The 23,426-nt window shown below is 56.8% G+C and carries 21 protein-coding genes and 1 tRNA gene; 11 read left to right on the forward strand and 11 right to left on the reverse strand.

All coding sequences use genetic code 11. The annotated features are described in order from the left end of the window. Nucleotides 1–213 precede the first annotated feature (213 nt). Nucleotides 214–301, reverse strand: a tRNA-Leu gene (locus M7439_RS05060). 133 nt (nucleotides 302–434) lie between these two features. Between M7439_RS05060 and M7439_RS05065 the strand changes: the two genes are divergently transcribed. Further along, on the forward strand, nucleotides 435–2,474 hold the full coding sequence (locus M7439_RS05065; protein WP_298346292.1) for an ABC transporter ATP-binding protein: 2,040 nt from the start codon (nucleotides 435–437) through the stop codon (nucleotides 2,472–2,474). Nucleotides 2,475–3,331: 857 nt separating this feature from the next. Here M7439_RS05065 and M7439_RS05070 read toward each other — a convergent pair. From M7439_RS05070 to M7439_RS05085, 4 genes are all read right to left on the reverse strand, one after another. Continuing rightward, nucleotides 3,332–4,924: an LCP family protein gene (locus M7439_RS05070; protein WP_298346294.1), complete on the reverse strand. Its 1,593-nt coding sequence runs from the start codon at nucleotides 4,922–4,924 to the stop codon at nucleotides 3,332–3,334. A 58-nt stretch (nucleotides 4,925–4,982) separates the two neighbouring features. Continuing rightward, entirely contained in the window at nucleotides 4,983–5,933 is a 951-nt protein-coding gene (locus M7439_RS05075; protein WP_298346296.1) for an ABC transporter permease, read from the reverse strand. 17 nt (nucleotides 5,934–5,950) lie between these two features. Beyond that, nucleotides 5,951–6,895, reverse strand: coding sequence for an ABC transporter permease (locus M7439_RS05080; RefSeq protein WP_298346298.1), 945 nt, complete (start codon nucleotides 6,893–6,895; stop codon nucleotides 5,951–5,953). A 104-nt stretch (nucleotides 6,896–6,999) separates the two neighbouring features. Further along, nucleotides 7,000–8,877: an ABC transporter substrate-binding protein gene (locus M7439_RS05085; protein WP_298349334.1), complete on the reverse strand. Its 1,878-nt coding sequence runs from the start codon at nucleotides 8,875–8,877 to the stop codon at nucleotides 7,000–7,002. Nucleotides 8,878–9,111: 234 nt separating this feature from the next. On the opposite strand from M7439_RS05085, the gene M7439_RS05090 reads away from it, so the two are divergent. Continuing rightward, on the forward strand, nucleotides 9,112–10,290 hold the full coding sequence (locus M7439_RS05090; RefSeq protein WP_298346303.1) for an MFS transporter: 1,179 nt from the start codon (nucleotides 9,112–9,114) through the stop codon (nucleotides 10,288–10,290). A 29-nt stretch (nucleotides 10,291–10,319) separates the two neighbouring features. Here M7439_RS05090 and M7439_RS05095 read toward each other — a convergent pair whose 3' ends face one another. Then, the gene (locus tag M7439_RS05095; protein ID WP_298346305.1) at nucleotides 10,320–10,937 is read right to left on the reverse strand and encodes a phosphatase PAP2 family protein; all 618 of its coding nucleotides are present in this window, start codon (nucleotides 10,935–10,937) and stop codon (nucleotides 10,320–10,322) included. Nucleotides 10,938–11,386: 449 nt separating this feature from the next. After that, nucleotides 11,387–12,169 carry an enoyl-CoA hydratase-related protein gene (locus M7439_RS05100; protein WP_298346307.1) on the reverse strand — a complete coding sequence of 261 codons (783 nt, stop codon included), beginning with the start codon at nucleotides 12,167–12,169 and terminating at the stop codon, nucleotides 11,387–11,389. Nucleotides 12,170–12,306: 137 nt separating this feature from the next. Here M7439_RS05100 and M7439_RS05105 point away from each other — a divergent pair, with 137 nt between their 5' ends. From M7439_RS05105 to M7439_RS05130, 6 genes are read left to right on the forward strand one after another with little or no spacing between them, the layout of a single operon-like run. Then, on the forward strand, nucleotides 12,307–13,098 hold the full coding sequence (locus M7439_RS05105; protein WP_298346309.1) for a TlyA family RNA methyltransferase: 792 nt from the start codon (nucleotides 12,307–12,309) through the stop codon (nucleotides 13,096–13,098). Between the two features lie 12 nt (nucleotides 13,099–13,110). Next, nucleotides 13,111–13,986 (forward strand): NAD(+)/NADH kinase, encoded by an 876-nt coding sequence (locus M7439_RS05110; RefSeq protein ID WP_298346311.1) that lies wholly within the window; start codon nucleotides 13,111–13,113, stop codon nucleotides 13,984–13,986. Continuing rightward, complete coding sequence (locus M7439_RS05115; RefSeq protein WP_298346313.1) at nucleotides 13,979–15,562, forward strand: DNA repair protein RecN; 1,584 nt, start codon at nucleotides 13,979–13,981, stop codon at nucleotides 15,560–15,562. The genes M7439_RS05110 and M7439_RS05115 overlap by 8 nt, the downstream gene beginning before the upstream one ends. Nucleotides 15,563–15,579: 17 nt before the next feature. Then, nucleotides 15,580–17,187: a CTP synthase gene (locus M7439_RS05120; protein WP_298346315.1), complete on the forward strand. Its 1,608-nt coding sequence runs from the start codon at nucleotides 15,580–15,582 to the stop codon at nucleotides 17,185–17,187. Nucleotide 17,188: 1 nt separating this feature from the next. Next, nucleotides 17,189–17,782: an NUDIX hydrolase gene (locus M7439_RS05125; RefSeq protein WP_298346317.1), complete on the forward strand. Its 594-nt coding sequence runs from the start codon at nucleotides 17,189–17,191 to the stop codon at nucleotides 17,780–17,782. Continuing rightward, nucleotides 17,748–18,680 (forward strand): tyrosine recombinase, encoded by a 933-nt coding sequence (locus tag M7439_RS05130; protein WP_374045746.1) that lies wholly within the window; start codon nucleotides 17,748–17,750, stop codon nucleotides 18,678–18,680. The genes M7439_RS05125 and M7439_RS05130 overlap by 35 nt, the downstream gene beginning before the upstream one ends. Nucleotides 18,681–18,745: 65 nt before the next feature. Here M7439_RS05130 and M7439_RS05135 read toward each other — a convergent pair whose 3' ends face one another. Continuing rightward, entirely contained in the window at nucleotides 18,746–19,816 is a 1,071-nt protein-coding gene (locus M7439_RS05135) for a cytochrome c oxidase assembly protein (RefSeq protein ID WP_298346321.1), read from the reverse strand. Nucleotides 19,817–19,983: 167 nt separating this feature from the next. Between M7439_RS05135 and M7439_RS05140 the strand changes: the two genes are divergently transcribed. The 3 genes from M7439_RS05140 to M7439_RS05150 all read left to right on the forward strand — a co-directional run bounded on the left by M7439_RS05140 (nucleotide 19,984) and on the right by M7439_RS05150 (nucleotide 21,726). Continuing rightward, nucleotides 19,984–20,736, forward strand: a complete 753-nt coding sequence (locus tag M7439_RS05140; protein WP_298346323.1) for a cytochrome c biogenesis CcdA family protein — start codon at nucleotides 19,984–19,986, stop codon at nucleotides 20,734–20,736. 136 nt (nucleotides 20,737–20,872) lie between these two features. Then, nucleotides 20,873–21,379: a bifunctional nuclease family protein gene (locus M7439_RS05145; RefSeq protein WP_298346325.1), complete on the forward strand. Its 507-nt coding sequence runs from the start codon at nucleotides 20,873–20,875 to the stop codon at nucleotides 21,377–21,379. Between the two features lie 152 nt (nucleotides 21,380–21,531). Further along, on the forward strand, nucleotides 21,532–21,726 hold the full coding sequence (locus M7439_RS05150) for a hypothetical protein (protein WP_298346327.1): 195 nt from the start codon (nucleotides 21,532–21,534) through the stop codon (nucleotides 21,724–21,726). On the opposite strand, the gene M7439_RS05155 is transcribed toward M7439_RS05150, so the two are convergent. Genes M7439_RS05155 through gcvH form a run of 3 tightly spaced genes read right to left on the reverse strand, consistent with a single transcriptional unit; the run spans nucleotide 21,714 to nucleotide 23,332 of the window. Further along, the gene (locus M7439_RS05155; protein WP_298346330.1) at nucleotides 21,714–22,448 is read right to left on the reverse strand and encodes a MerR family transcriptional regulator; all 735 of its coding nucleotides are present in this window, start codon (nucleotides 22,446–22,448) and stop codon (nucleotides 21,714–21,716) included. The two genes, M7439_RS05150 and M7439_RS05155, sit on opposite strands and share 13 nt — an antisense overlap. 20 nt (nucleotides 22,449–22,468) lie before the next feature. After that, a complete protein-coding gene (locus M7439_RS05160; protein WP_298346332.1) occupies nucleotides 22,469–22,948 on the reverse strand; it encodes an FHA domain-containing protein in 480 nt (159 codons plus the stop codon). 3 nt (nucleotides 22,949–22,951) lie between these two features. Beyond that, entirely contained in the window at nucleotides 22,952–23,332 is a 381-nt protein-coding gene (gene gcvH / locus M7439_RS05165; RefSeq protein WP_298346334.1) for a glycine cleavage system protein GcvH, read from the reverse strand. Nucleotides 23,333–23,426 lie beyond the last annotated feature (94 nt).

Raw genomic sequence — 23,426 nt, forward strand, 5'->3', positions numbered from 1 at the left:
TCGCAGGTTGGGCCTTTGCTTGCGCACATCTTTGGACACATCGGCTGAAGAGGTCTCTGTTCAGCGCGCTAATGAGCGCTCTGACGGCTTGGCACTCTAGGAACGCCACACCCACAGGAGAGCCACACCCACGGTAGAGCCGGATCGGTGTTGTGACGCTGTCGACCCCGCGCGAAACGGACCTGCTCGCGATGAGACACCAATGACAAGCGCTGGTGTCGGAGGCGGGACTTGAACCCGCACGACCTTATCGGTCACTAGGCCCTCAACCTAGCGCGTCTACCTATTCCGCCACTCCGACGTGAGAGATTCATACTACCAACCATCGCACCTGCGGACCCACGCATCGCTGAAGTTTTCTGTTAGAGAAGGTAGTGCTACTATGCGGGGACCGGATAACATACTAGAGGGCCACCGAGGTAAGGGGAACGCACGTGCCACTCTTGGAAATCAAAGATCTACATACGCACATTCGGCTGCGCAAGGGTGAAGTCCGGGCGGTCGATGGCGTAAGCTTCGATGTCAATGTCGGTGAGACGGTCGGGCTGGTAGGGGAGTCCGGCTCAGGCAAAACGATGACTGGAATGTCAATTTTGGGACTGCTGCCAACTGGTGGTTACATTCCTCATGGCGAGATCCTGTTTAATGGTGTCGATCTCACGAAGCTCTCGCAAAGCCAGATGCGCAAATATCGTGGCAACGAGATCGCGATGGTCTTCCAGGACCCAATGACGTCCTTAAATCCGGTACTGACGATTGGTGACCAGATCGGCGAGACGGCGCGACTTCATCTCGGCATGAACAAGACCGACGCTGAGGCGAGGGCGATTGAGGTGCTCAACATGGTCGGTATGCCAAACCCAAAGGAGCGGCTCACCTACTTTCCTCACCAACTCTCGGGAGGACTCCGTCAGCGTGTGATGATCGCGATGGCCCTCACCTGTGATCCAAAGTTGCTTATCCTTGACGAACCAACGACGGCACTTGATGTCACCATTCAGGCCCAGATTCTTGAACTTCTTGAGGATCTGAAGGAACGTCTTTCGATGGCGATGATACTCGTCACCCACGATATGGGTGTGATCGCTGGACGTGCTGATGATGTGGTGGTGATGTATGCGGGCGAGGTCGCCGAGTTCGCTTCCTCCAAGGATCTGTTTCAGAACCCTTATCACCCCTATACTGAGGCTCTTTTGGCGTCAATCCCACCCCTAGAGGGTTCGATCCCCGAGCGTCTCTACTCGATCCCAGGGTTACCGCCAGATCTCAGTACTGATTTAGTTGGTTGTAGATTTGCGCCACGCTGTCGCTATGTCCAAGATCGATGCCGAGTTGAGGAGCCACCCTTCGAGACTCCGGATGGTTACTCACACCCGTTCAGCTGCTTTTACCCGGTCTCTGCACCCGATCGTATTCCGGTGAATGTGATCAAACGCGATCAGGCGAGCTCAAAGACGGATCGCGAGGCCATTATCGAACTCGATCACGTCGTGAAGGAGTACCCTGTGACAAAGGGTGCCCTTGTCCAGCGCCATATTGGTACCGTCAAGGCGGTGACCGATGTGACATTCTCGGTCTATCGCGGCGAGACATTTGGAATCGTCGGTGAGTCCGGTTGCGGCAAGACGACGACGGGTTCGATGATCGTCGGCCTAGAGGATGTCACTGCTGGAGATATTCGCTTCAAAGGTCGCTCGATTATCAAGGATCACGGTCGCTATTTGAAGTCGGTCCGTCGGGATCTTCAGCTTATGTTCCAAGATCCTTACGCCTCGCTCGACCCGCGAATGCGGGTAAAGGATATCCTCTCTGAGCCGCTAACCATCCATCGTCTTGGTAGCCAACGTGAGCGCGATGCGACGGTCGCACGGCTGCTCCGCGAGGTCGGACTCTCGCCGTCGGCCGCTGACCGATATCCACATGAGTTCTCCGGTGGTCAGCGACAACGTATCGGTCTTGCTCGGGCCTTGGCGCTGCAGCCAGAGGTCATCGTGGCAGATGAGCCAGTATCGGCACTGGACGTCTCGATTCGTTCGCAGGTGCTGAACCTCATGAAGGATCTCCAGGCAGAGCATGATCTTACCTACATCATTATCTCTCACGATCTCTCCGTTGTTCGATTCATGGCCGACCGAATCGCCGTGATGTACCTTGGCAAGCTTGTGGAGCTTGGAACAGAGGCGGACATCTTTCAGCGGGCCAAACATCCCTATACTCATATGCTCCTCGACGCCGTGCCAGAGGCGAACCCGGAGGTTGAGCTAGCTAAGGAACATGGCACCGTCCGTGGCGAAATCCCCTCCGCAATTACTCCACCCTCCGGGTGTCGCTTCCGCACCCGCTGTGCTTTTGCCCAGGATCGATGCGCAGAGGAGCAGCCGGATTACACCCAATATGGACAAGAGCACTACGCGGCCTGCTTCTATCCGATGGCACGCCCGCCGCGATTTGCCGAAACTGAGGCTGCTGGCTAGGCATTAGTCATGATTGCAGCGCCATGAGGTGAACGTCTCGATTGGTTGGTGAACGCATTCGCTACCACTGATTCTGAGGGAGATGGCGCTACCGAGATTGATAGATCGCGTAAGCCGAGCCCGGTCAGTTATGTGCCCGAGCTTGGTGGGTCGCCTACAGGGGATAATGAGCCATTTCGCTGGATTAGCGTGGCTAGCGTTATCAATGATGGATGGTCGTTGGTGCGCCGGGCGTGCACCGGGTCGGTAGGTGTTGTCCTATGAGGAAGGCAAGACCCTCTTCGCTGTAAGCCACGCCCCGACGTAGGCAGGGCGGCCTGATGGCTGCGGGAGAGTGCGCTGCTATGCACGACTACCCGTGGTAGCACACGGGAATGAGCTTCTATGCGTCCGGGGGAAGCCAGCTCATTGCTGCTACTGTCCAGTGACCGAATTGGCAAAGGCTAGCCGATGGTGGCAAATGTTTGCAGGCCAGGCGTAGCTTCTCGTTGTGATGTGGGCAACATCATGGTCGCAACGTGATGGAAGCGGGCTGGGTAGAAGAACCTCATAGTACCAACAATAAATGTCTATGTTGGTGGGGTAATGCTGTGTGGGAGTTGGAATGCAGCGGATTGCAGCGGTGGGGCAATAGCATCGTACTTTCTTGCTACTCGGGCCGTACTGCGATGGCAAGCAGCTATTCGTGCTACGGCGCGGAAAAAGTATTCAAGTAGCTTGGGTCGACCTTCATCGTCTGTTAATCTTAGCCGCGATAGTACGTCCGATTATCCCGTCGTGGATGGCGGTGGGATGTCGTCATTTGGAGCAACCAACTGTGGCAAATACTGTGTCAAGACAGTAGCAAGTTCAACTCGTTACTTCGAAGGGCACGCCTTCGGATCCCACCAACTGATCGGTTCAGAGGCGCTCCAAAGATTGGTGTTAGCGAGCTGGGTCACGCTTTGAACATTGCTGGAGGACCCGCTGCTGGTTGCACTCGACGATGATGAGCTGTTACCGGTGCTAGAGGAGGAAGAGCTCGCTGTACTTGGTGGTGGGTCGACGGCAACGGTGGAGCCTGTGGTGAGGACGACATCAGCGGACTGTGAACTTGGCCCTTCGGCCATAATCGCTTGACCGGTCAATGAAGAGAGGACCTTCTCTCCCATCGCCAGGTCACCAGGTCGATACCGCACCACCGCTTCGGAGTCGGTTCCGGCGTAGGTGGCGTTACCGATAGAATCGATCTTGTAGCCAAGAGCTCGTAAGCCGGAGGCCGTTTGCGCGGCCTCATTCGTAACGCCAGACCCGTTCAGGACCGAAACCGTCACGGAACCTGGGGATACCGCCTGGTAGTCCACCGCACTTGTGCCTAGGAACTTGGAGATTTGCGTGAGATCATTGGGTTGGTAGGGCAGGACGATCGATCCAGGAGCCTGATAGTTACTGGGGTTGGCAAGATCATGGAAGGTGCCATTGGGAATGATCACCGGCAGGGTGACCGTAGGAATAGCGCCGGGATTTACGTGTGAGTAGGTCAAGGCTAGTGAGACGAGGTCGCTGAGGGTGAAGCCTTGGTCGAGCTTCAGTGCTGGGAGAATGGAGCCCAACAACGCGTTAGCGTTCAAGGGATTGGATAACGCCGATGTCTTAATTTGAGAGGCGAGAACTCTCAGAAAGATATGCGTCCGTTGAATGCGACCAAGATCACCGGTTCCATCGTACTTCCACGTTCCCGTCGTCGGGTCGTAGTAGTACAGATGCCTCGCGCGAACAAGCGCTAACGCCTGGGTGCCGTTGAGGTGCTGACATCCGGGTTGCGTGATGTTGAGTCCCGAATAGTAGTCCTTCAACTTGGTCGGGAAGTCAATAGTGATGCCGCCGAGGGTGTTCACCACCTTTTCAAAGGTATAGAAGTTGAGTTCTACGTAGTGGCTGATAGGAATGCCGAGATCCTGTTGGATCGCTTTGACGAGCATCGTTGGGCCAAACTTCCGGTTGAGGTAGGTGTCCTCGGCGGAGTTCAGCGAATCATCGACCCGTAGCTGCAACCCAGTGCCACCGGGCATGGGCATCCAAAGGTCCCGCGGTATGGAGAGTAGATAGGCTGAATGCTTCGCTGGGTCGAGGTGTAGTACCATGGTGACGTCGCTGCGTCCGCCACCGACCTGGGAACACGTGCCGAAATGGTTGTTCTGTTTCTGATAGAAACTCGAATACTTCTTCAACGTGCAGCGGCTATTGTCTCCCACCAGGAGAATATTCTCGGGCTTGCCGCTCGGGGCTTGGGTGGTGAGTCCATCGACGTGGACGCGGCCTATCTGATCGTAGCGGTAGTGCACATAGACGTAGCCACTCACCCCTAGGATCAGGATCAAGACGAGAAAACCGACTAGTCCTGTGACCAGGCGACGCCTGCGACGTAGTTTGGAGGACTTGACGATCTTTTTTTGGTGTTGATGAGTCACGATTCGAATAGGTTAGTTGGCGTCAGTGCCTTCGGCGCAGTCAGAATCTCAGCTCCCCTTAACGGCGCTGCAGGCGAACCTCAAGCGCGTCGCGTAATGCGTCACCAATGAAGTTGAAGGCGAGGACGGTGAGGACGATCAAAAGGCCGGCAGGATAGATGAGCCACCAGTAGCCGTCATAGATGTAACTGACACCACCGGAGAGCATCGAACCCCAGTCAGCTGCTGGCGGTGCGAGACCAAAGCCGAGAAACCCGAGGGTCGCCAAGATAAGAATCGAGTTTGCCACGGTGAAGGTAGCCTGCACGACGACGACACCGATGGTGTTCGGGATGATATGGCGGGTGATCGTGCGGAGGCGGCCCCCACCCATGATCCGCACGGCACGTACGTACTCACGTGTGCGAAGGCTTAGCGTCTCACCGCGCACCAACCGTGCTGCGGTAAGCCACGAGACGATCGAGATGGTGATGATCAACAGCAAAACCGTCGGGTGATAGATCGTCTCGAGGTAGAGGAGGATGAAGATCGTTGGTACGGCGAGGAGGACATCAACGATGCGCATCATGATCGTGTCGACAAAGCCACCGAGGAAACCCGAGATGGCTCCCCACAGGGTCCCGATGACCGTTGCAATAAGGGCCGAGATAATACCGATAATCAGGCTATCTTGACCACCCGTCATCAATCGCCCAAGGACGTCGCGTCCGCTCGGATCGGTGCCAAGTGGGTGACCGGGACCTGGTGGAAGGTTGATACTGTAGGTCGCAACCGTTGTGTCGGAGTGATAGAAGATAGGCCCTGCGAAACTGAAGAGGATGAGGAGAACGAGCAGTCCTACTCCCAGTATGCCGAGTTTGTTGTCGAAAAACGAACGTACCAGGAGGCGCCACGCCGAGCCCGAGCCCGAGACTTCCCCACCATCGGGTGTCGAGGGGAGATTGGTGCCAGCGAAGGGAGCGGCAAACTCTCGTTCAACTTCGGGATTGAGATCTTCGGTGATCGACATGATGCGAAGCTTCCTTCCTAGTAGCGTACGCGGGGATCGAGCGCCGCGTAGGCGATGTCGGCGAGTAGGTTTCCAACTACGGTAGCGATCGCCACTACCAGTGTGATGCCGAGGGCAGTGGGGTAGTCCTGACTGGTGAGAGCGTTGATGTAATCAGAGCCGATTCCCGGATAGTTGAAGGTGATCTCGGTCACCAGACCAGCAGTCAAGACGGCGGGGAGCGTCAGGCCAATCAACGTCACGATAGGGATGAGTGAATTGCGTAACATGTGCTTGAAGAGCACTACCCGTTCGGAGAGGCCCTTGGCGCGTGCGGTCCTGATGAAGTCTTGGGCAAGTGACTCAATGGCGGAGGAGCGCATGAAACGCGAGTAGCCAGCGAAGTTGACCAGCGCCAAGGTGGCTATTGGAAGGATTAGGGCCATTGGTTGACTTAAGATCTGCCCAACTGTTGATCCCTGCGGCGCCTCGGCGGGGAGCAGGTGGAGGTACTCGGAAAAGCCGAAAATCAGTAGCTCACCAAGAAAGAAGGTTGGCATTGCATAGAGGACAAAGGAGATACCAGTAATGCCTTGGTCCGCGAACTTGTTGCGGCGAACTGCCTGAAAGATGCCAATCGGTACCGCGACCACGATCGAGATCAACAGTGCGACTCCAACCAGGAGTAGGGATTTTGGTGCGTCGCGGTTGAGGATCGAGCCGACGGACTCGTTGAGCTTGTAGGACTGACCCAAGGTGTGTTGCCACACCACTTGATAGAGGTAGTGCCAGAGCTGAAAGTAGAAGGGTTTGTTCAGGTAGTTCTGGATGATGAAGGCATGAACCTGCGCCTGCGATGCATGGAAACCGACGATCGCGCGGGCAGGGTCTGGAAGTAGTGTCTGCAGGATGAACATAATAACTAAGACGCCGAGCACTACAATGAGCGACTGAATAATTCGGCGAATGGTGTAACCAACCATGGCTTCCCCTCTAGCAGCAGCAGTAGATGTGTCCAGCACAATGACGACCCTGACCTGTAGCGTAGCAGCTATTGGACAGGGCCGTCATTGGCATGGCGCGATTATTACTTAGTAAAGTACCAGTTCTCAGGTGTGAGATTCAGGTACGGGTTCTGGGTCACGCCACCGAGCTTGCTCGACACCAGTGAGATGGAGTAGTCGGGCGATGGCTGGTAGATAACAGGAAGCTGCTTGACCATATAGTTTTGATATGCATCAAGGGCGGCCTGTGGATCAGAGGACGTGTGGGTAGCGGCGATCAACGTGTTCGCAGTATTGCTGGAATAACTGCCGAAGTTCGAGCCTGACCCACTGCCGAAGAGCTCGCCACCGGATGGATAGTTATCCGGGCTGTACTCCCAGCCGCCGGCCCAGTTCTCCATCTCCCACTTACACGAGGCCTGAGAAGAAGTACAAGGAGCGGCGTTGGTGATCACCGTATCGAAGGTCGCCGATGTCAGGTTGATGGTGATTCCCGCCTGCTTTGCGGCAGACGCATAGGCAGCCATCTCCTGCTCAGTCGCAGTGTTGCCAGAGGCGTACTGCAGGTTGAGGTTCAGGGCCAAGCCCTTCGAGACACCAGCACCACAGTCGGTAGCCGCTGAGCCAGGACTCTCACAGGTCATCACGCCATTGACCATCTTAAAACCATGGGAGGTCAAGAGGTTCTTGGCGGCAGAGACCGAGTAGGGGTATGGATTCGACTTCGAGTTCGCATCTGCGAAGGGGTTGGCAGGTGCGAGCGGGACTGGCGAATAGCTCGGAACCGCATAGCCCTTCAGGAAGGTCGAAATCCACGCAGGCTGATCAACCAAATGCTGGAGCGCCTGGCGGAAATAGAGCTGCTTGAAGAGTGGTCCATAGGTCGGGTTGTTGTAGTTCTCTACCCAGTAGTCAAAGCCAAGATCAATCCATGGCTCCACCTTGTAGCCGAGAGACTCAACGTAGGACTTCTGCGAGAGGTCGGTGACCGGCAGATAACCATAGGTGATGGCGTTGTTACCGGCACGAAGGACGTTGAACTCCGATGAACTAGAGATGAATGGCAGCTCAACGAACTCTGACAGGCTCGGCTTGACCGGACCCGAGTAGTCGGTGTTTGGCACAAAGACAGCCTTGCCAGCAGTGGTAAAGCTCTGGAGCTTCCATGGGCCGTCAACGACGGACCAGATGGGGCTCGTGGCATACGTGGAGAGGTCACCGGCTTGGCCGCTCAAGAACTTGTAGACCGCCTGGGCACCACTTGTGGTGGTATCGGGCAAGTTGGCCGCCGTCGGGCTCGGCGCCGGTTGGTTGAGCGAGGTACGATCCCATGCCATTGGCAACGGAGTGATCTGCGAGAGCTCGTTGTAGGTAAACCACGTTGGGCTATAGGACTTATTCAGCTGAAACACCACTGTCGAGGCATTTGGAGCTGAGTAGGATACGACGTTATCAGGGAAGTCGCCAGGTACGTAGGCCGCCCAATCGGTCTTGTTTGCCTTTAGGAGGTTCATCCAGAAGATCACATCGCGCGAGGTCACGGACTCACCGTCTGACCACTTGTACTTCTTCAGGGTGATGGTGACCGTTTTGTCATTGTTCGAATAGACCGGAGTGTTGGCCAATGACAGACTGGTGTTGAGCTCGGCCTTGTTCCCAACTCCAAAGAAGTACAGCGGGCGGTACATGAGCGCCTGGAACTGTGAAAGGTTATCGACAGAGAAGTCAGTGCTCGGGGTGAGCGGGAAGATATAGTTCGGATTTGCCCCTGGACCCTCCGCGAAGTAGGCAACTCCACCCTTGACCTTTGTCGCGGTAGACGTGGTGCTCGAGGTGGACTTTGTACTCGTTGAACTCGAACCACAAGCCGCAAGCAGCATTGCAGCTGCAGCGGTGGTTCCGATGATTGCGGCGGTCTTCCGCCTTGACGTTTTCTTCATTGGTTCCCCAATTCCTCCCATATATCTCGCTCCCTTGCACTCCTACGCGCAGGGGTCGAAGTTATGTTACGCTATTTCTGCATGGAATGCGCCACCCCTTTGGGGAGTTCTTTGACATTTCACACAAAACTTTTCGAGTTCGAGGGTTGTTGATCGATGAATATGCAGGCGGCCAGGGACTTTGCGCAGCACTGTATAATCTAGAAGAACATAGCCTTAAGGAAATCTTAAGGTTATTATCAGATTGGATGAAGTTTGGGTACCGATGAGGATCGTTCGAGTGCGCTCATACTGGTCCTCTGCATCGCTGCAACCACCATCACCACGCTACCTGTCTTCTTAACGGGGGCGTTAGCGGTGGTGATTCGACAGCATCTGGGGTTGAGTTCGACTGACCTGGGGTTGCTGGTAGCAGCTTTCTTTGCAGCGGCCGTTCCGAGCTCACTACTGATAGCCCCTCGAGTCGCAGCGATCGGGGCAGAGCGTATCATGCGGGTGACTGGGATCGCCGCTACGGCCGCCTTGGCAGTGATCGCTGGCGTGGGGAATTCATTCGCCGTGATCCTTGTCGCTCTCGTCCTGGCTGGTATCGCCAATGGAGCGATGCAGCCTGCGGTCAACCTCTATCTCACCAGTCGCGTGCATCTAACGAGACAAGGCTTCGCCTTTGGAGTCAAACAAGCGGCGATCCCCGTCTCAACGCTGCTCGCTGGCATCTCGGTACCCCTCGTCGCGCTCACCTATGGTTGGAGGTACGCCTACCTTGGGGCCGCGATCGTCGCCTTGACGGTGACAGCGTTACTCCCGAGAACGCAAGGGATACGCACCCAACTTCATGGAAGGGCTGCTAAGACGACCGTGGTGCTGAAGCCGTTGATCTTCTTGGCCGTCGGTATCGGACTTGGTGCAGGTGCGGCGAATGGACTGGGTGCCTTCTTCATCAGCTCGACGGCTCGAATCGGAGTGGCGGTGGGTACGGCAGGCTATCTAGCTTCTTTGGGTAGCCTGGCATCACTCTTTACCCGTATCGTATCCGGCTACTTGGCTGATCGCCGTAGTGGTAATCATTTTGTGGTAGTGGCAGCCATGCTCTCACTTGGTGCCCTCGGTTATCTTCTCCTCTCCTTTGGATTGCGGCCATTGGTGGTCTTTGCCGCCGTCCTGGCCTACGCTGCTGGATGGGGTTGGAATGGGGTCTTCAACTATGCCGTCGCACGCACACACCCCCATGCAACCGGCCATGCGACCGGCATCACGCAAGCCGGCGCCTTCGCGGGTTCAGTCTTTGGCCCGCTGGTCTTTGGCATTATCGTTGACCACTTTGGTTATGCGGTTGCTTGGCGATTCGCTGCCGGTATGGTGATCGTTGCGGCCGTCGCCGTCATGGTAGGGCGCTCTCTCCTCATCCAAGAGATTGCGACCCGCGAAGAGTGATGGTAGCCGATCCCTTGAACTATGGCCAGTCAGCCGAGCCATGGTGTGAGATTGGCGATCTCTTGGGTGAGCCACCGCTGCCAGCGTCGATGGGTCGGGGCCCGCAGCGCTGCTGCGCAACCAGCGCCCACAAGTGCACCAGCAGCGACATCGCTCGGCCAGTGGAGCCCGGAGTAGATTCGTGAGCCCAGCACACCAAGCGTGAGTGGGCGAAACAGGCATGCTAATGCAGTTGGATGAGCTCCGAGCCCCGCGACAAAACCTACCGATCCTGCTGAGTGAGTCGAAGGGAACGAGTGAGAGGGACGATGGTCAACCAGGCTTGAGATCGCCGGGTTGGGCGATGCAAAGGGACGAGTTCTTGGGGCTAGTTGTGCGATGAGGCGCGTACCCATGACGCTCGCGGCACCGGTGAGGACCGAGCGGATGATCATCGTTCGCGTCTCGATATTGGCAGGTTTGAGCCCATACCAGGCGGCGATGAAGCCAAGGGCGTAGATCTCGGGAGCATTGGCCGCTAAATACGTAGCCATCCGATCGAGACGTGGCCACCTTCCATGGAGCCGCGCGAAGGTGTCGATAACATGTTGATCGGTGTTGACGAAGGCCCGATAGGGGTCGTGCGAGTTGGGAGTGGATGCGATCACGCTAACACGATAATCAGCGTGGGACTCCGATCTCGCCTACCGGCTCTGACGGTGACACACCTTGGATGAGGAACCTCCGATGTCGGCGAACCCATGGCCGGCCACACTAATCACGTTTGATGACACAAAATGGCTCGAGCGCAGCCACGGATCTCGGCGATGGTGAAATCCAGAGCAACCGGCATCCTCCTCGACTGCAACCAGTCATTGATGCCGCAGTGCACTGGCCCACCAGTTGTCATTGGCGAGCGCTCGCCAGCGATGGTGTATCGGTCAGCGCTTCACTCGCCAGCGTGGTTCGCCTGCCCTGCACCATCGATAGAGAGGCGTGCATTGGCCATGCGATGGTGCAACCATTGCGAGGTTGGCAAGGCAAGAGCTGGAAGGGATGCTGCTTCGTGCATTGGCCATGCGATGGTGCAACCATTGCGAGTGTTTCACCGGTTGGACTACGCGTCGGTCCATTTTGGGGGACGCTTTTCAAGAAAAGCCGTCATACCCTCCTGCGCATCGTGCGTCTGGGACGCACCTGCCATCGCGGCGATGGCGACTGAATACGCATCGACGACAGGAAGGTCCAGCTGTCGATAGAGGGTACTTTTCCCAAGAGCCTTCGAGTACCGAGAGCCTCTGCTCGCACGATCGAGTAGGTCAAAGGTGGCCTGGTCGAGCTCATCAGGTTCCACGACACGGTTGATCAGACCCCACGATAGAGCGGTAGGGGCATCGATTGTGTCACCCGTTAAGGCCATCTCGGTTGCCCGTTTACGGCCAATGGTGTGACCGATTGCCACCATAGGGGTGTGACAGAACCAGCCACCCTTGCCGCCAGGTGCTGCAAAGCCTGCATTCGACGATGCAACCGCAAGGTCACAGGTAGCCACCAGTTGCGCACCCGCCGCCGTGGCAAGTCCGTGGACGCGTGCCACCACCGGCTGTGGTGTGCCGATAATGGTGAGCATCAACCGAGTACAGGCCTCTAACAACCGGTGCATGTAGGCATAATCTTGACCCGCCATCTCAGAGAAGTCATGACCGGCAGAGAAGACTGGTCCATTCCCAGCCAACACCACGCCGCGAACGTCGGAGGCCTGTGCCTCCTCAAAAGCCTCCGTGAGCTCTTCCATGTGAGCAAGCGAGAGAGCGTTGCGCTTTGATGGTCGATTCATCGTGATGACCAGAAAATCACCCTCAGGTTGGACGGTAACATGTTGACGTGGTTTGTTTGTCATCGGACCCCCTTTGGGACGCATTCTATACGGTCGATTCGTGTGGGGCAAGGATTGCGACCATGGTGTGGTCCGATACACTCCAGGTGAAGAGAGATGACGCTAAGACGACGGGTGGGAATACGTGATGAGAGGTGCTGGTGGTAATCCGACAACGCCTTGATATCGTCCTGCAGCGTCGGGGCCTCGTGCGTTCGCGCGCACAGGCCGACCTCCTGATCGGTGATGGGCAGATCCTCGTGAATGGCTCCTTGGCGACCAAGGCTTCACGACTTGTAGCCACCTCCGACGCCATTGAGGTCCTTGGATCGACCGACTGGCATCCTCGTGGGTACGACAAGCTCGCTGGAGCCCTGGAGGATTGTGGGGTAGTCACGGCCAACAAGGTGTGTCTTGATGTGGGTTCGTCGACTGGGGGCTTTGTGAAGGCACTACTCGACACCGGTGCGGCGTCGGTGGTGGCTGTCGATGTGGGTACTGCACAACTCGATGCACAGCTGCAGCGGGATACGAGGGTTGCGAGTTATGAACAGACGGATATTCGCAGTTTTGCTTGGCCGCTGGCGACCGCTCCTGAGCTCATCACGGTCGATGTGTCCTTCATATCCATCCGTCACATCATCGATGCGCTTTGCTCCCTGTCGAGTCCCGGTACCGAACTGCTTATCCTGATCAAACCACAGTTCGAGGTAGACCGACGGATCGCCTCTAAGGCCAAGGGTGTGGTCACTGACCTTGCGATTCACGCTGAGGTATTGCGGGGGATGCTAGTGGATCTTGGCGAGCACGGCTTGGTCGTCACCCAGTTAGTACGGTCCAGGAGAAAGGGGTCGAAGGGCAACCAGGAGTACTTCGCGTACGTAGCGACTCCCGCCCCGTCGTCGATGCCGGCGGTCGAAGACCTTATCGCTGATGCACTGGCGAGGAACTAGGCTCTCGTGGAGATGATGACTCTGGGATTTGTGCTCCACCCCGCCCATGCTCAAAGTAGCAGCCTTTTTCTTGAGGCCAAGAGCTATCTAGCGACCCATGGTTGCGAGAGCATCCAACTCTTGGCGACCGATACTGCACACCTCGAGGTCGACCGAACGGAGCCAGAGCCGTGGACAACATCCGAACCGCGTGTTGATGCGGTGGTCAGCATCGGTGGGGATGGCACCATGTTGCGTGCCATGGCCTGTGCACATCGGCAAGGTGTGCCCGCGCTCGGAATCAACCTTGGCCAGCTCGGCTACCTTACCGAGGTTGAGCCGAGCGAGATGATTGACGCGTTGGCGTCGATCATCTCGGGAGAGTTCACGGTCGAGGAACGCCTAGCACTCTGTGCTGAATTTAAAGTTGATGAGCAGCTTCGTCAAGTCATCTCCTTCAACGAGGTGGTCGTTGAGCGGGAGGTCTCCGGTCACGTCATCCGCGGGGATGTCCTTCTTGGCGGCAAACTGTTCTTACGCTACGAGGCGGATGGTCTCATCATTGCGACGCCCACTGGTTCGACCGCCTATAACTTATCCGCCCGAGGACCCATCATCGCACCGAGCCTGCGCGCCATCATTCTTACACCGCTCTCGCCCCACATGCTCTTTGATCGTTCGCTCGTACTCGATAGTGATCAGCGTATTGATTTCCATCTCGCGCGAGGCCCCAATGCATCGGTGATGGTCGATGGCCAGGTCGTACACTCGCTTGCGCCGCTCGGTGCTGTTTCGATCTATGCCCATCCTGCGCCGGTACAACTCATTCGCGTCGTTGATGTACCCTTCTACGACATTGTGAAGCGGAAGTTTCGATTAAATCACTCCGAAAGTATCTCAGATGCTTGACTCCCTGGTGGTCGAGAATCTGGGGGTGATTGAGTACGCGGAACTTGAGTTCGAAGCGGGACTCGTCGTCATCACTGGCGAGACCGGAGCGGGCAAAACCTTGCTCACCACCGCACTTGGACTCTTGTTGGGGGCGCGTGGCTCTCCCGAGCTGATCGGCCCCTATGGTGAAAGCGCGCGTATTGCTGCTCAGCTGACCGAGCATGAGGGACAGGTTCTGTTGCGGCGTGAGCTGACAATGGCGGGGAGAAATCGAGTCCGTATCGATCGCGAGGCGGTGACGCTTGGGGAGTTGAGCGAGCGCACAGCACACGAAGTCGAGATCTTCGGACAACATCTCGCAGCAACCTTAACCCAACCACTGGCCCAACTTCGTATCCTTGATCGTTTTGGTGCCATCGATGACACGAAACTACGAGAGCTTCGAGCTCGCTCATCCAGACTCGAAGCCGAGCTTGCGGAGGTCCGGGAGCGTGGTGGTGAGCGTCTGCGCCGCCTCGAATTTCTTGCGTTTGAACTGGGTCTCCTACGCGATGCCAAGCTTGAGGATCCCGAGGAGGACGCCAAAGTTGAGGCAGAGATTGCGCGTCTTGCTTCAACGCGTGACCGACAGCAGCTGCTCTCGGCCCTGCATGATCTCCTCGTTGGGGATGGGGGTTTGAGCGACCAGCTTGCGGCTTTGCATGGTCAGGCCAAGGAGCTGATGCCAACGATCGGCAGCCGCCTCGATGCGTTCTTGGACGAGATCGACGACCTTGCTCACGAAAGTCGCAACGCCCTGGAGGGGGAGATAGAGGATCCGATCACGCTCGCGGAGCTTGAGGAACGTCTTGGTGTCCTCGTGGCTATGAAACGCCGCTTTGGTTCAACGCTGACGGAGGTCCTTCGAGTCGAATCGGAGCTCACGACGGAGTATGCTCACCTCGAAGATTCCACGCAGTCTGAGGCGGCAATCGTTGCCGAGCTGGCAGCTCTCACACCACAGATCGATGAGGCGCTCACGCAGCTACGGACCCTACGTCAACAGGCTGCAAGGGAGTTAACGCGCCAGGTAGAGGAGCTACTTACTGAGGTCGCGCTCGGGAGTGCCCAATTTGCGATCCACTTTGACGATCCCGATGGAATCCTTCCGACCTTTCTGTTCACCGCTAACCCTGGCATTCCCCTGATGCCACTTGGCAAAGTCGCCTCGGGTGGAGAACTCTCGCGTCTGATGCTTGCTATCGCGCAGATAGCGGGGGCATCAACGCCAACACTGGTCTTTGATGAGATTGACGCTGGCATCGGTGGTGCGACCGGTCTACGTATCGCCCAGGTACTGCGATCGATGGCTGAGGACCACCAGGTGCTGGTGGTGACCCATCTTGCCCAGATCGCGGCGGCGGCGAGCCAACATATCGTGGTCACAAAGTCGACCACCGCCGATCGAGTGATGACCTCACTCCACGTTGTACGTGGCCCACAACGGGTAGAGGAGATCGCCCGCATGCTCTCTGGTCATGCCAGTTCACCGCAGGCGCTCGACCACGCAACCGACCTGATCGCACGCTTTTCGGGAGAATCTCACGTATACTGAACCGGAAGGGAGCGGGGTTGACTAAGCATATTTTTGTCACTGGCGGTGTTGCGAGTTCGCTGGGTAAGGGCATTACGGCATCGTCGATCGGTCGTCTACTCAAGGCTCGCGGCCTTCGTGTCACGATGCAAAAGCTTGATCCTTACATCAACGTTGATCCCGGCACCATGAACCCCTTCGAGCACGGCGAGGTGTTTGTGACCGCTGATGGTGCAGAGACAGACTTAGATCTCGGACACTATGAACGCTTTGTCGATATTCAACTCCGTCGTGGATCGTCGGTGACGACGGGAGCGATCTATAAGACAGTCATCGAACGAGAACGCCATGGCGATTATTTAGGCAAGACCGTCCAGGTGATTCCCCACATCACCGATGAGATCAAGACGCGGATCCAAGCCCTTGCAACCGACGATGTCGATGTGGTGATCACCGAGATCGGCGGTACCGTTGGGGATATCGAGATTCTTCCCTTTCTTGAGGCGATCCGTCAGCTACGCAACGAGATCGGACGCGATCACGCATGCTTTGTCCATCTTACGTTGGTTCCCCACATCGGCCCCTCTCAAGAGGAGAAGACGAAACCGACGCAGCACTCGGTGGCAGAACTCCGTTCCCGAGGAATTCAACCAGATATCATCGTGTGTCGGTCGGACCGTCCGATGTCGGCAGGCGTGCGGCAGAAAATCTCGATGTTTTGCGATGTGCCGGTCCGGGGGGTCGTCACGGCGATCGATACCGATAACCTGCTGGCGGTTCCGCTGGTCCTTCATGACCAGGAGCTCGATGACTATATCGTGGAACTGCTTCACCTTGATGGGTTAGCGGAACCGGAGCTTTCGGAGTGGTCAGATCTTGCGCACCGATCATCTGCGCCGCTTCGGGATGTGCGGATCGGCATTATTGGGAAATATGTCGATCACGCAGATGCCTACCTCTCCGTCGTTGAAGCGCTTCGACACGGTGGTCTTCGTCACGATGCCAAAGTGCTTGTGGAGTGGATCTCAGCGGAAGAGGTGACTCCAATGATGGCAGATTCGTTCTTTGATGGGGTGGATGGCGTGGTGATCCCTGGTGGCTTTGGCCCACGAGGAATCGAAGGAAAAATCACCGCCGCTATGGTCACCAGGGAGCGTAGGATTCCGTGTCTCGGGATCTGCCTGGGTCTCCAAGTGATGGTAGTGGAGGTGGCGCGACATCTTGGTGCAATGCCTGATGCTCACTCGACTGAGTTTGATAGTGGTACCACGTATCCGGTGATTGATCTCATGGACGACCAACGGGAGCTCACCGATCTCGGTGGCACCATGCGATTGGGTACGTATCCAGCTCGCCTTGAGCCTGGTACGTTAGTGCATGAACTGTACAACTCCGAGGTGGTCTACGAGCGGCATCGACACCGCTTCGAGGTGAATCAGCGATTTCATGGTCGACTATTGAGTGCGGGGATTAATCTCTCTGGCTTTTCTCCGGATGGACGTCTGGTCGAATTTATTGAGATGCCGGGTCATCCATTTTGGGTTGGGACCCAAGCGCATCCTGAATTTCAATCACGTCCGAATCGTCCACACCCACTCTTCGTCGGCCTGATTGGTGCTGCACTCGAGTTCGCTAAGGATCATTGAGATGGCGTTTGCCAAGACCGGCGAGCAGACCGTAGCAACCAACGGCTTTCTCACCATGGTGGAAAAATCATTTCTCAGTGGTGGTGCTGAGTATCGGCGCACGATCATTGCACATCCAGGAGCCGTCGTCATCGTCCCAATCGTCGATGGCACGCACGTCGTCGTGGTTCGCCAGTTTCGCCCATCTGTCGAGGAGTATCTTATCGAGTTGCCTGCTGGCAAGCGCGACGTTCCCGATGAGGGCATTCTGGTCACGGCCGAGCGAGAACTCCAGGAAGAGTGTGGACTAAAGGCGCAGCACCTGTCGATGATTGGTTCCTTTCTCAACTCTCCCGGATTTACGGATGAGATGACCCATGTGGTGCTGGCCGTTGGGCTGTCGGAGGCACCGCAAGCACCGCAATCGGTGGAGGAGGAAGACATGGAGGTGCGCGTAGTTCCCATCGGCGCCATTGAGGACTTCTCAGCTCTCAGCGGATTCACCGATGGTAAGTCGATCGTCGGTATTGCCTTGGCTAAGTTGCATCTCATGTCGCACCGGGAGGAGCTGTCGTCGTATATTGACTCGCCCGAGGTTCGTGGACGCCTTCACTGAGCTACTAGGTGCTCCACTCGTCGATGAGTTTTTGGTATTTCTCGCCGTCATGGGGGAACGCAGTGAACTCACGGTGGTGGCATATCGCGCTGATCTGGCGCGGTTACTCCGTCATCTCGCCGCGACCAATACATCGCTGCTGGAGGCGACCCAACGAGATATTGACGATTTTCTGGCCGCCTACCAACAGGCGACATCCGCTCGCAGCGCTGCGAGGGCTGCTTCGGCCATTCGAGGGCTCTATAGCCATCTGATCACCTCCGAGTACCTCACTCGGGATCCAACGGAGGGTATTCGCCTCCACAACACGATACCATCGTTGCCAAAGGCGCTCTCGATCGCTGAGACCGAGATGCTGCTCGAGAGCGTTGGGGTTGAGGACGCGCTTGGATCGAGGGATCGGGCTATGCTCGAGGTGTTGTACGCCTCTGGCATGCGCATCTCGGAACTCATCGGACTCAACATTGGGGACCTGCGAGAGGAGTCCTTTTGGCTCACGGTCTCCGGAAAGGGTGCCAAGGAGAGGCTGGTGCCGATACCACCGATTGCCGCGCGCCAGCTCACCCGTTATCTTGAGCTATATCGGCGCCAACTCCTCGGGCCTCATCGCGATGAAGCAGCGGTGTTTGTCAATCGTCGCGGGGCTCGCCTCACTCGCCAAGGTGCTTGGTTTGCACTCAAGCAACGTGCGCAAGCGGTAGGCCTCGATTACAAGTTCTCGCCACACACCCTGCGCCATTCGTGTGCGACGCACCTCGTCGAGGCTGGCGCTGATCTACGGGTGGTGCAGGAGCTGCTGGGGCACGCCTCTGTTGCGACGACAGAGATCTATACCAAAGTCTCCATTGCCCATCTCACCAAGGTTTACCACGCGTATCATCCCCGGGCCACGTTATAGGGAACACGTGATAGCGAAAGGCTGGCTTTGCCACATGATGCCACCGATCAACGAGGCGTTCGTACTCAGTCCAAGGAGCTATTGGTCGGCGCGATTGCCTGGTTCGCCTGCATACCCTGTACGTTTTCCAGGGACACGTCCTGGTCTGCAGGGGCCGTGGTCTTCTGTCGTTGCTTGAGTTGTTCACGTTCAATCTGTTTGAGGACCGTTAGCGCCTCTTGATGCATGGGGGAATCGACCGGAGTACGCGAAAGGGTCTGTTGTGCCCAGTAGTACTCTTTGGGCATGCCTTCGCCCCGTGTCGACAGAGGGAACGCGTCGCTGCTCGCATCCATCCTTCGGTGCGCGCGATCCTCGGAGGCGATCCAGCTTCCAATCACGATCGCAAGACCTATCGTGGTCATGGCTTCACCCGCCCCCCAGAGAACCTGCCCTCCGGCGTGCCAGTTGCCGAGGGAGTAGATCGTCGGCGCGAGGGAGACCTTGTTTGAACTGATGGTGATGCCAAGAAACGTCTCAAATGGTATCCCAATCGCAAGCGAGAAGATTCTCCCACCAAAGCCAAGGCGCCAGTGCAAAATGGTGTCCTTGCCGATGATTGGCCACCAGAAGAGGACTCCACCAGCAAAAAACATGATGTTCAAGATGTCCATTAGCCACATGTGAGCCATTGCGAAGCCGACGGCGGTTGAGGTGAAGAACCACCACATGACCCCGTAATACAGGACAAAAACCACGAGAGGGAAGGTGAGGAACTGGAGAAAGCGCGAGTGCAAGAACCCGTCGATGAGTCGACGGGTATGCTTCTTTGAGGTCTGTAGTGCCAACGTGACGGGAGCGGCGAGTGAGAGCAGACCCGGTGCCACGATCATCAAGAGAAGGTGCTGGGCGATGTGGGCAGTAAAATAATGCATCACGTAGACCGAAACCGGTCCGCCAAGGGCGTACTCGATGGCAAAGGCGCCGCCGACGAAGGCTCCCACACGAGCATTCGACCACTTTCGACCCTTTGCCCGCACTTTGATGACGCTATCGAGATACCACGACGTTAGCGCAATGAGGAAAAATAACACGGCGATCGAGAACGGGCTGAGCGACCACGCGGTCAACAACCCTAGATAGTGAAAAGTATCCACCACACCTCCTCGTTCTTATGCTAGAGCATTCACCCCTCGTACTCCAACACGTTGCCCCCCGAATTGTCATGCTAGAGATCGGAGGTGGCGGCGGAATGATGACGCACCCGTTTGCGACCTGAGAGAGGCGTTCCCAGCGGGTACGCCTCTTCCCCTATACTGTGGATGTGGGAATTGATGGGAGCTACGTGATCGCCTTCGGCGGCGGAGTGATCTCGTTCCTGTCTCCATGCGTGCTCCCCCTTGTCCCTGCCTACCTGTCCGTGGTGTCGGGACTCGATGCACAAGAGATCGCCTCAGGCAGCGTCTTACAGCTCCGTAAGGTCACCACCTCGACGCTCTTGTTCGCGGCCGGCTTCACCGTCGTCTTCACCGCCCTTGGACTCACCGCATCGGCGCTCGGTCAGGAACTCGCTCGCGATCATGTCGCCATCGAACGCATCGGAGGGGTCGTCCTTATCGTCATGGCGCTCTTCTTGTTGGTAACCCAGTTTCTGTCGGCCCCGCAACTCGCTATGGAACGCCGTTTTCATCCCTCATTGCAGCGCTACGGCAAGTTCGCTGCACCGGTGGCAGGAATGGCGTTTGCCTTTGGTTGGACACCCTGTATCGGGCCCATCCTTGGCTCAGTCTTGGCGATCGCAGCGACCCAAGCATTACTGATCAAGGGTGCTATCTTGCTGCTCGCGTATTCGGCGGGATTGGCGGTTCCGTTTCTAGTGACTGGGCTTGTCTTCTCCAGAGCTGTCGGGGCGCTCAAGTTTCTCAAACAACACACTCGCATTCTCACGATTGGCTCTGCCGTCGTGCTGTTGGTGTTTGGCGTCGTTATGGCGCTCAATGAGTTCTCGTGGATCACCAGTCACCTCCAGTCGCTCGCTTCAGCCGTTGGGCTCTCGTCGCTCAACCGTCTTGGCTAGGCACCAGTGGGTGTACGGCTGGATGACGCAGTCATGGCCAAGCCCTGGAGCAGATACTTGGAGTTGATCTATAAAGCGCCGACATGCCAGGGGGAGGAACCACGGCATGATGACGGTCACGACTAGAATAGCCAACATGGTAGAGGTCGAGGTTGCAGGTGTCAAGGTGGATCTTCGCTCGAACTCGCCGGTGCTGTTGTTGCAAGAGCTGACTGCCCCGTACCGTGTAGTGCCAATCTTCATTGGTGTCCCTGAGGCAAATGCGATAGATCTCGCCATCGCCAACGTTGATCCGCCCCGTCCATTGACCCACGATCTCGCGTGCACCTTACTTGACGTGCTCGATGCCAGAATCTCCCAGGTTGTGGTCACCGAGGTTCGTAACGGGACCTACTACGCCGAGATCACGCTCATTGCCAACGGCATCGAACACCGTGTGAGTGCTCGTCCCTCAGATTCGGTGGCGCTGGCGATACGTAGTGGGGCCGCCATCTTTGTGGATGATGCGGTCATGAACTCCGAGGGGACGGTTTTTGATGATACCCAGCAAGCCGACTCCGGACCCGAAGTCGTACAGGAGGAGATCGTCGGCGAATTTCGTGACTTCCTCAAGTCGATACGACCGGAGGATTTTTCCGAGTAGGTAACCCGCTACGTCGGTACGTTAGCAGGCCACGATACCGGCCAACGTTCATCCGTATAATGTCGCCTTGCTGCGATTGCAAATCGAGGGATTCACCTCTCCTTGTCGCTTTTTTAACTACGCTACAGAGGAAAACAAGGAGGTCCTATCCAGTGAAGGTGGCGCTCATCGTCGTTGGCGTGCTCATTGTTTGCATCGTCGGTGCCTACTTCGTATCCACTTCGCTCGGCGTGGCGGCAACCATTGGGGGTACTTTCTTCATGATTGTCTTTGGCTTAGCCCTCTTTCGTCGCCCACTCCGTGACGAGGATGAGCTCTATGATGAAGGCACGACTCATGACGATTGATCCGTCAACCTTTTGAGGCTGACCAGCGCATTCTCGAGCAGCAGGCCACGTAGACCCGAGCTGAGTTCAACAAGCTCTTCTAGCTCCTCACCAGCTCGCCGTCGACCCTCTGGGCTCCGTTGACGAACGAGCGGCATGAGGAGCTGTTCGATGAGCCCCACCTCGCGATCGGTAGAGGTGCGATAGTGTCGTAGGTGTCGCGGTTCAAGTCCGAACTTGGCAAAGGAGTGAATAGTTCGGGCGATCTCTATCTCGATAGGGGCGAAGTGACGTTGACCAGCGACGGTAACGCCGGCGATGAGCCCGTTACGAATCATCTCATCGATGGCAGTGGCTGGAGCCCCAGTAAGGCGGGCGAGTTCATCGATGGGAAACAGCTCTGGTCGACTAGTGGAGAGCGGGGCATCGTCGCTGTGAGCGACCTCCGGGGTCGACGGTTCTTCGGTCTCCTGGGAAAATAGGTCGACGCGCGTGTCCGCATCGAGATGTTCCTTGATTTTGCGAAGCGGCATGTAGGTCGATTTTTGGAGCCGCAGGACCTCGCAGAGCCGTTCTATGTCTGGCTGGTAAAACTTTCGGTACCCGGCGGCATTGCGCTCGGGTGCGATCAACCCTTGGCTCTCGAGAAAACGAATCTTGGAGATCGTCACCTCGGGGAACTCCTGTTGGAGGAGCGTGAGCACCTCTTTGATGGAAAATTCTTTTGCTGATTCCCCTCGCAAAACCTCCCAGCGCGGCGTTGTCAGCTTCCCTGACCCTGCTGCAGGAATAACAGGCGGAACTTGCCGATCTGTATCTCGTTGCCCGGGCACAATTTCTCCTCCTCCACCCGCTCTCGGTCCACATAGGTCCCGTTGAGCGAACCAGCATCTTTGATGTAGTACCCCTCATCACGCAGTTCCACCTCCGCGTGGCGTCGGGAGACGGTCACATCGTTCAAGAAGATATCACTATCAGGATGTCGGCCGATACTCATGATCTTGCGATCCAACTGAAACCATGAACCTGCCTCCTGTCCAATCTGGATCATCAGATACCCGTAGCCGCCCGTAGGGGCAGGCTCCATGCTCTCCGTCCCCTCCTCTTGAACGAGCACGGATGGATCGATGACATCGAGTGACCCAGTAGTCTCCTCGGGGCGCTCAAGCAGCCGCGCACCGCAGGCAGCACAAAAATGAGCTGATGGTGGATTCACTTCAAGGCACTGCGGGCAGGTTGACATGTTCTACTCGCTGTGGAGCAGTTTGCGGTAGGCCTCGAGATCGAGCAGTTGTTCGGTTGTGCCGGCAGTGACGGTGATCCGGCAGATCCAACCCTCCCCATAGGGGTCGCTGTTGAGTAGCTCAGGGCGGGTGTTGAGTTCTTCGTTAACCTCGGCGATGACACCTGCGACCGGTGCAAAGATATCGGAGACGGACTTTGTTGACTCGACTTCAGCGATCGAATCGCCGACGGCGACGGATCTTCCTAGTTCCGGAAGTCCTACGAAGACGACATCACCGAGGGCATCCTGGGCGTAGTCGGTGATCCCCATCGTTGCGGTACCGCCATCACTCAGGACCCACTCGTGCTCGGCGGTGTATTGAAGATGTTCTGGAAAGTTCATAGTTGCCAAGGCTAACGGCTAATCGGCGTCGGTGCTGACTCGCAGCGAAAAAAACTGAGAATCATCATCATTGTGCGCCTTCACGTAGGGGCAC

The sequence above is a fragment of the Ferrimicrobium sp. genome, assembly GCF_027319265.1.
GTDB lineage: Bacteria > Actinomycetota > Acidimicrobiia > Acidimicrobiales > Acidimicrobiaceae > Ferrimicrobium.

Excerpts from the sequence above, each read along its gene's own strand:
- gcvH (WP_298346334.1), bottom strand. The coding sequence starts at position 23,332 with ATGAACTTTCCAGAACATCTTCAATACACCGCCGAGCACGAGTGGGTC.
- M7439_RS05080 (WP_298346298.1), bottom strand. The coding sequence starts at position 6,895 with ATGGTTGGTTACACCATTCGCCGAATTATTCAGTCGCTCATTGTAGTG.
- M7439_RS05110 (WP_298346311.1), top strand. The coding sequence starts at position 13,111 with ATGATGACTCTGGGATTTGTGCTCCACCCCGCCCATGCTCAAAGTAGC.
- M7439_RS05075 (WP_298346296.1), bottom strand. The coding sequence starts at position 5,933 with ATGTCGATCACCGAAGATCTCAATCCCGAAGTTGAACGAGAGTTTGCC.
- M7439_RS05085 (WP_298349334.1), bottom strand. The coding sequence starts at position 8,877 with ATGGGAGGAATTGGGGAACCAATGAAGAAAACGTCAAGGCGGAAGACC.
- M7439_RS05160 (WP_298346332.1), bottom strand. The coding sequence starts at position 22,948 with ATGTCAACCTGCCCGCAGTGCCTTGAAGTGAATCCACCATCAGCTCAT.
- M7439_RS05100 (WP_298346307.1), bottom strand. The coding sequence starts at position 12,169 with ATGACAAACAAACCACGTCAACATGTTACCGTCCAACCTGAGGGTGAT.
- M7439_RS05115 (WP_298346313.1), top strand. The coding sequence starts at position 13,979 with ATGCTTGACTCCCTGGTGGTCGAGAATCTGGGGGTGATTGAGTACGCG.
- M7439_RS05145 (WP_298346325.1), top strand. The coding sequence starts at position 20,873 with ATGGTAGAGGTCGAGGTTGCAGGTGTCAAGGTGGATCTTCGCTCGAAC.
- M7439_RS05125 (WP_298346317.1), top strand. The coding sequence starts at position 17,189 with ATGGCGTTTGCCAAGACCGGCGAGCAGACCGTAGCAACCAACGGCTTT.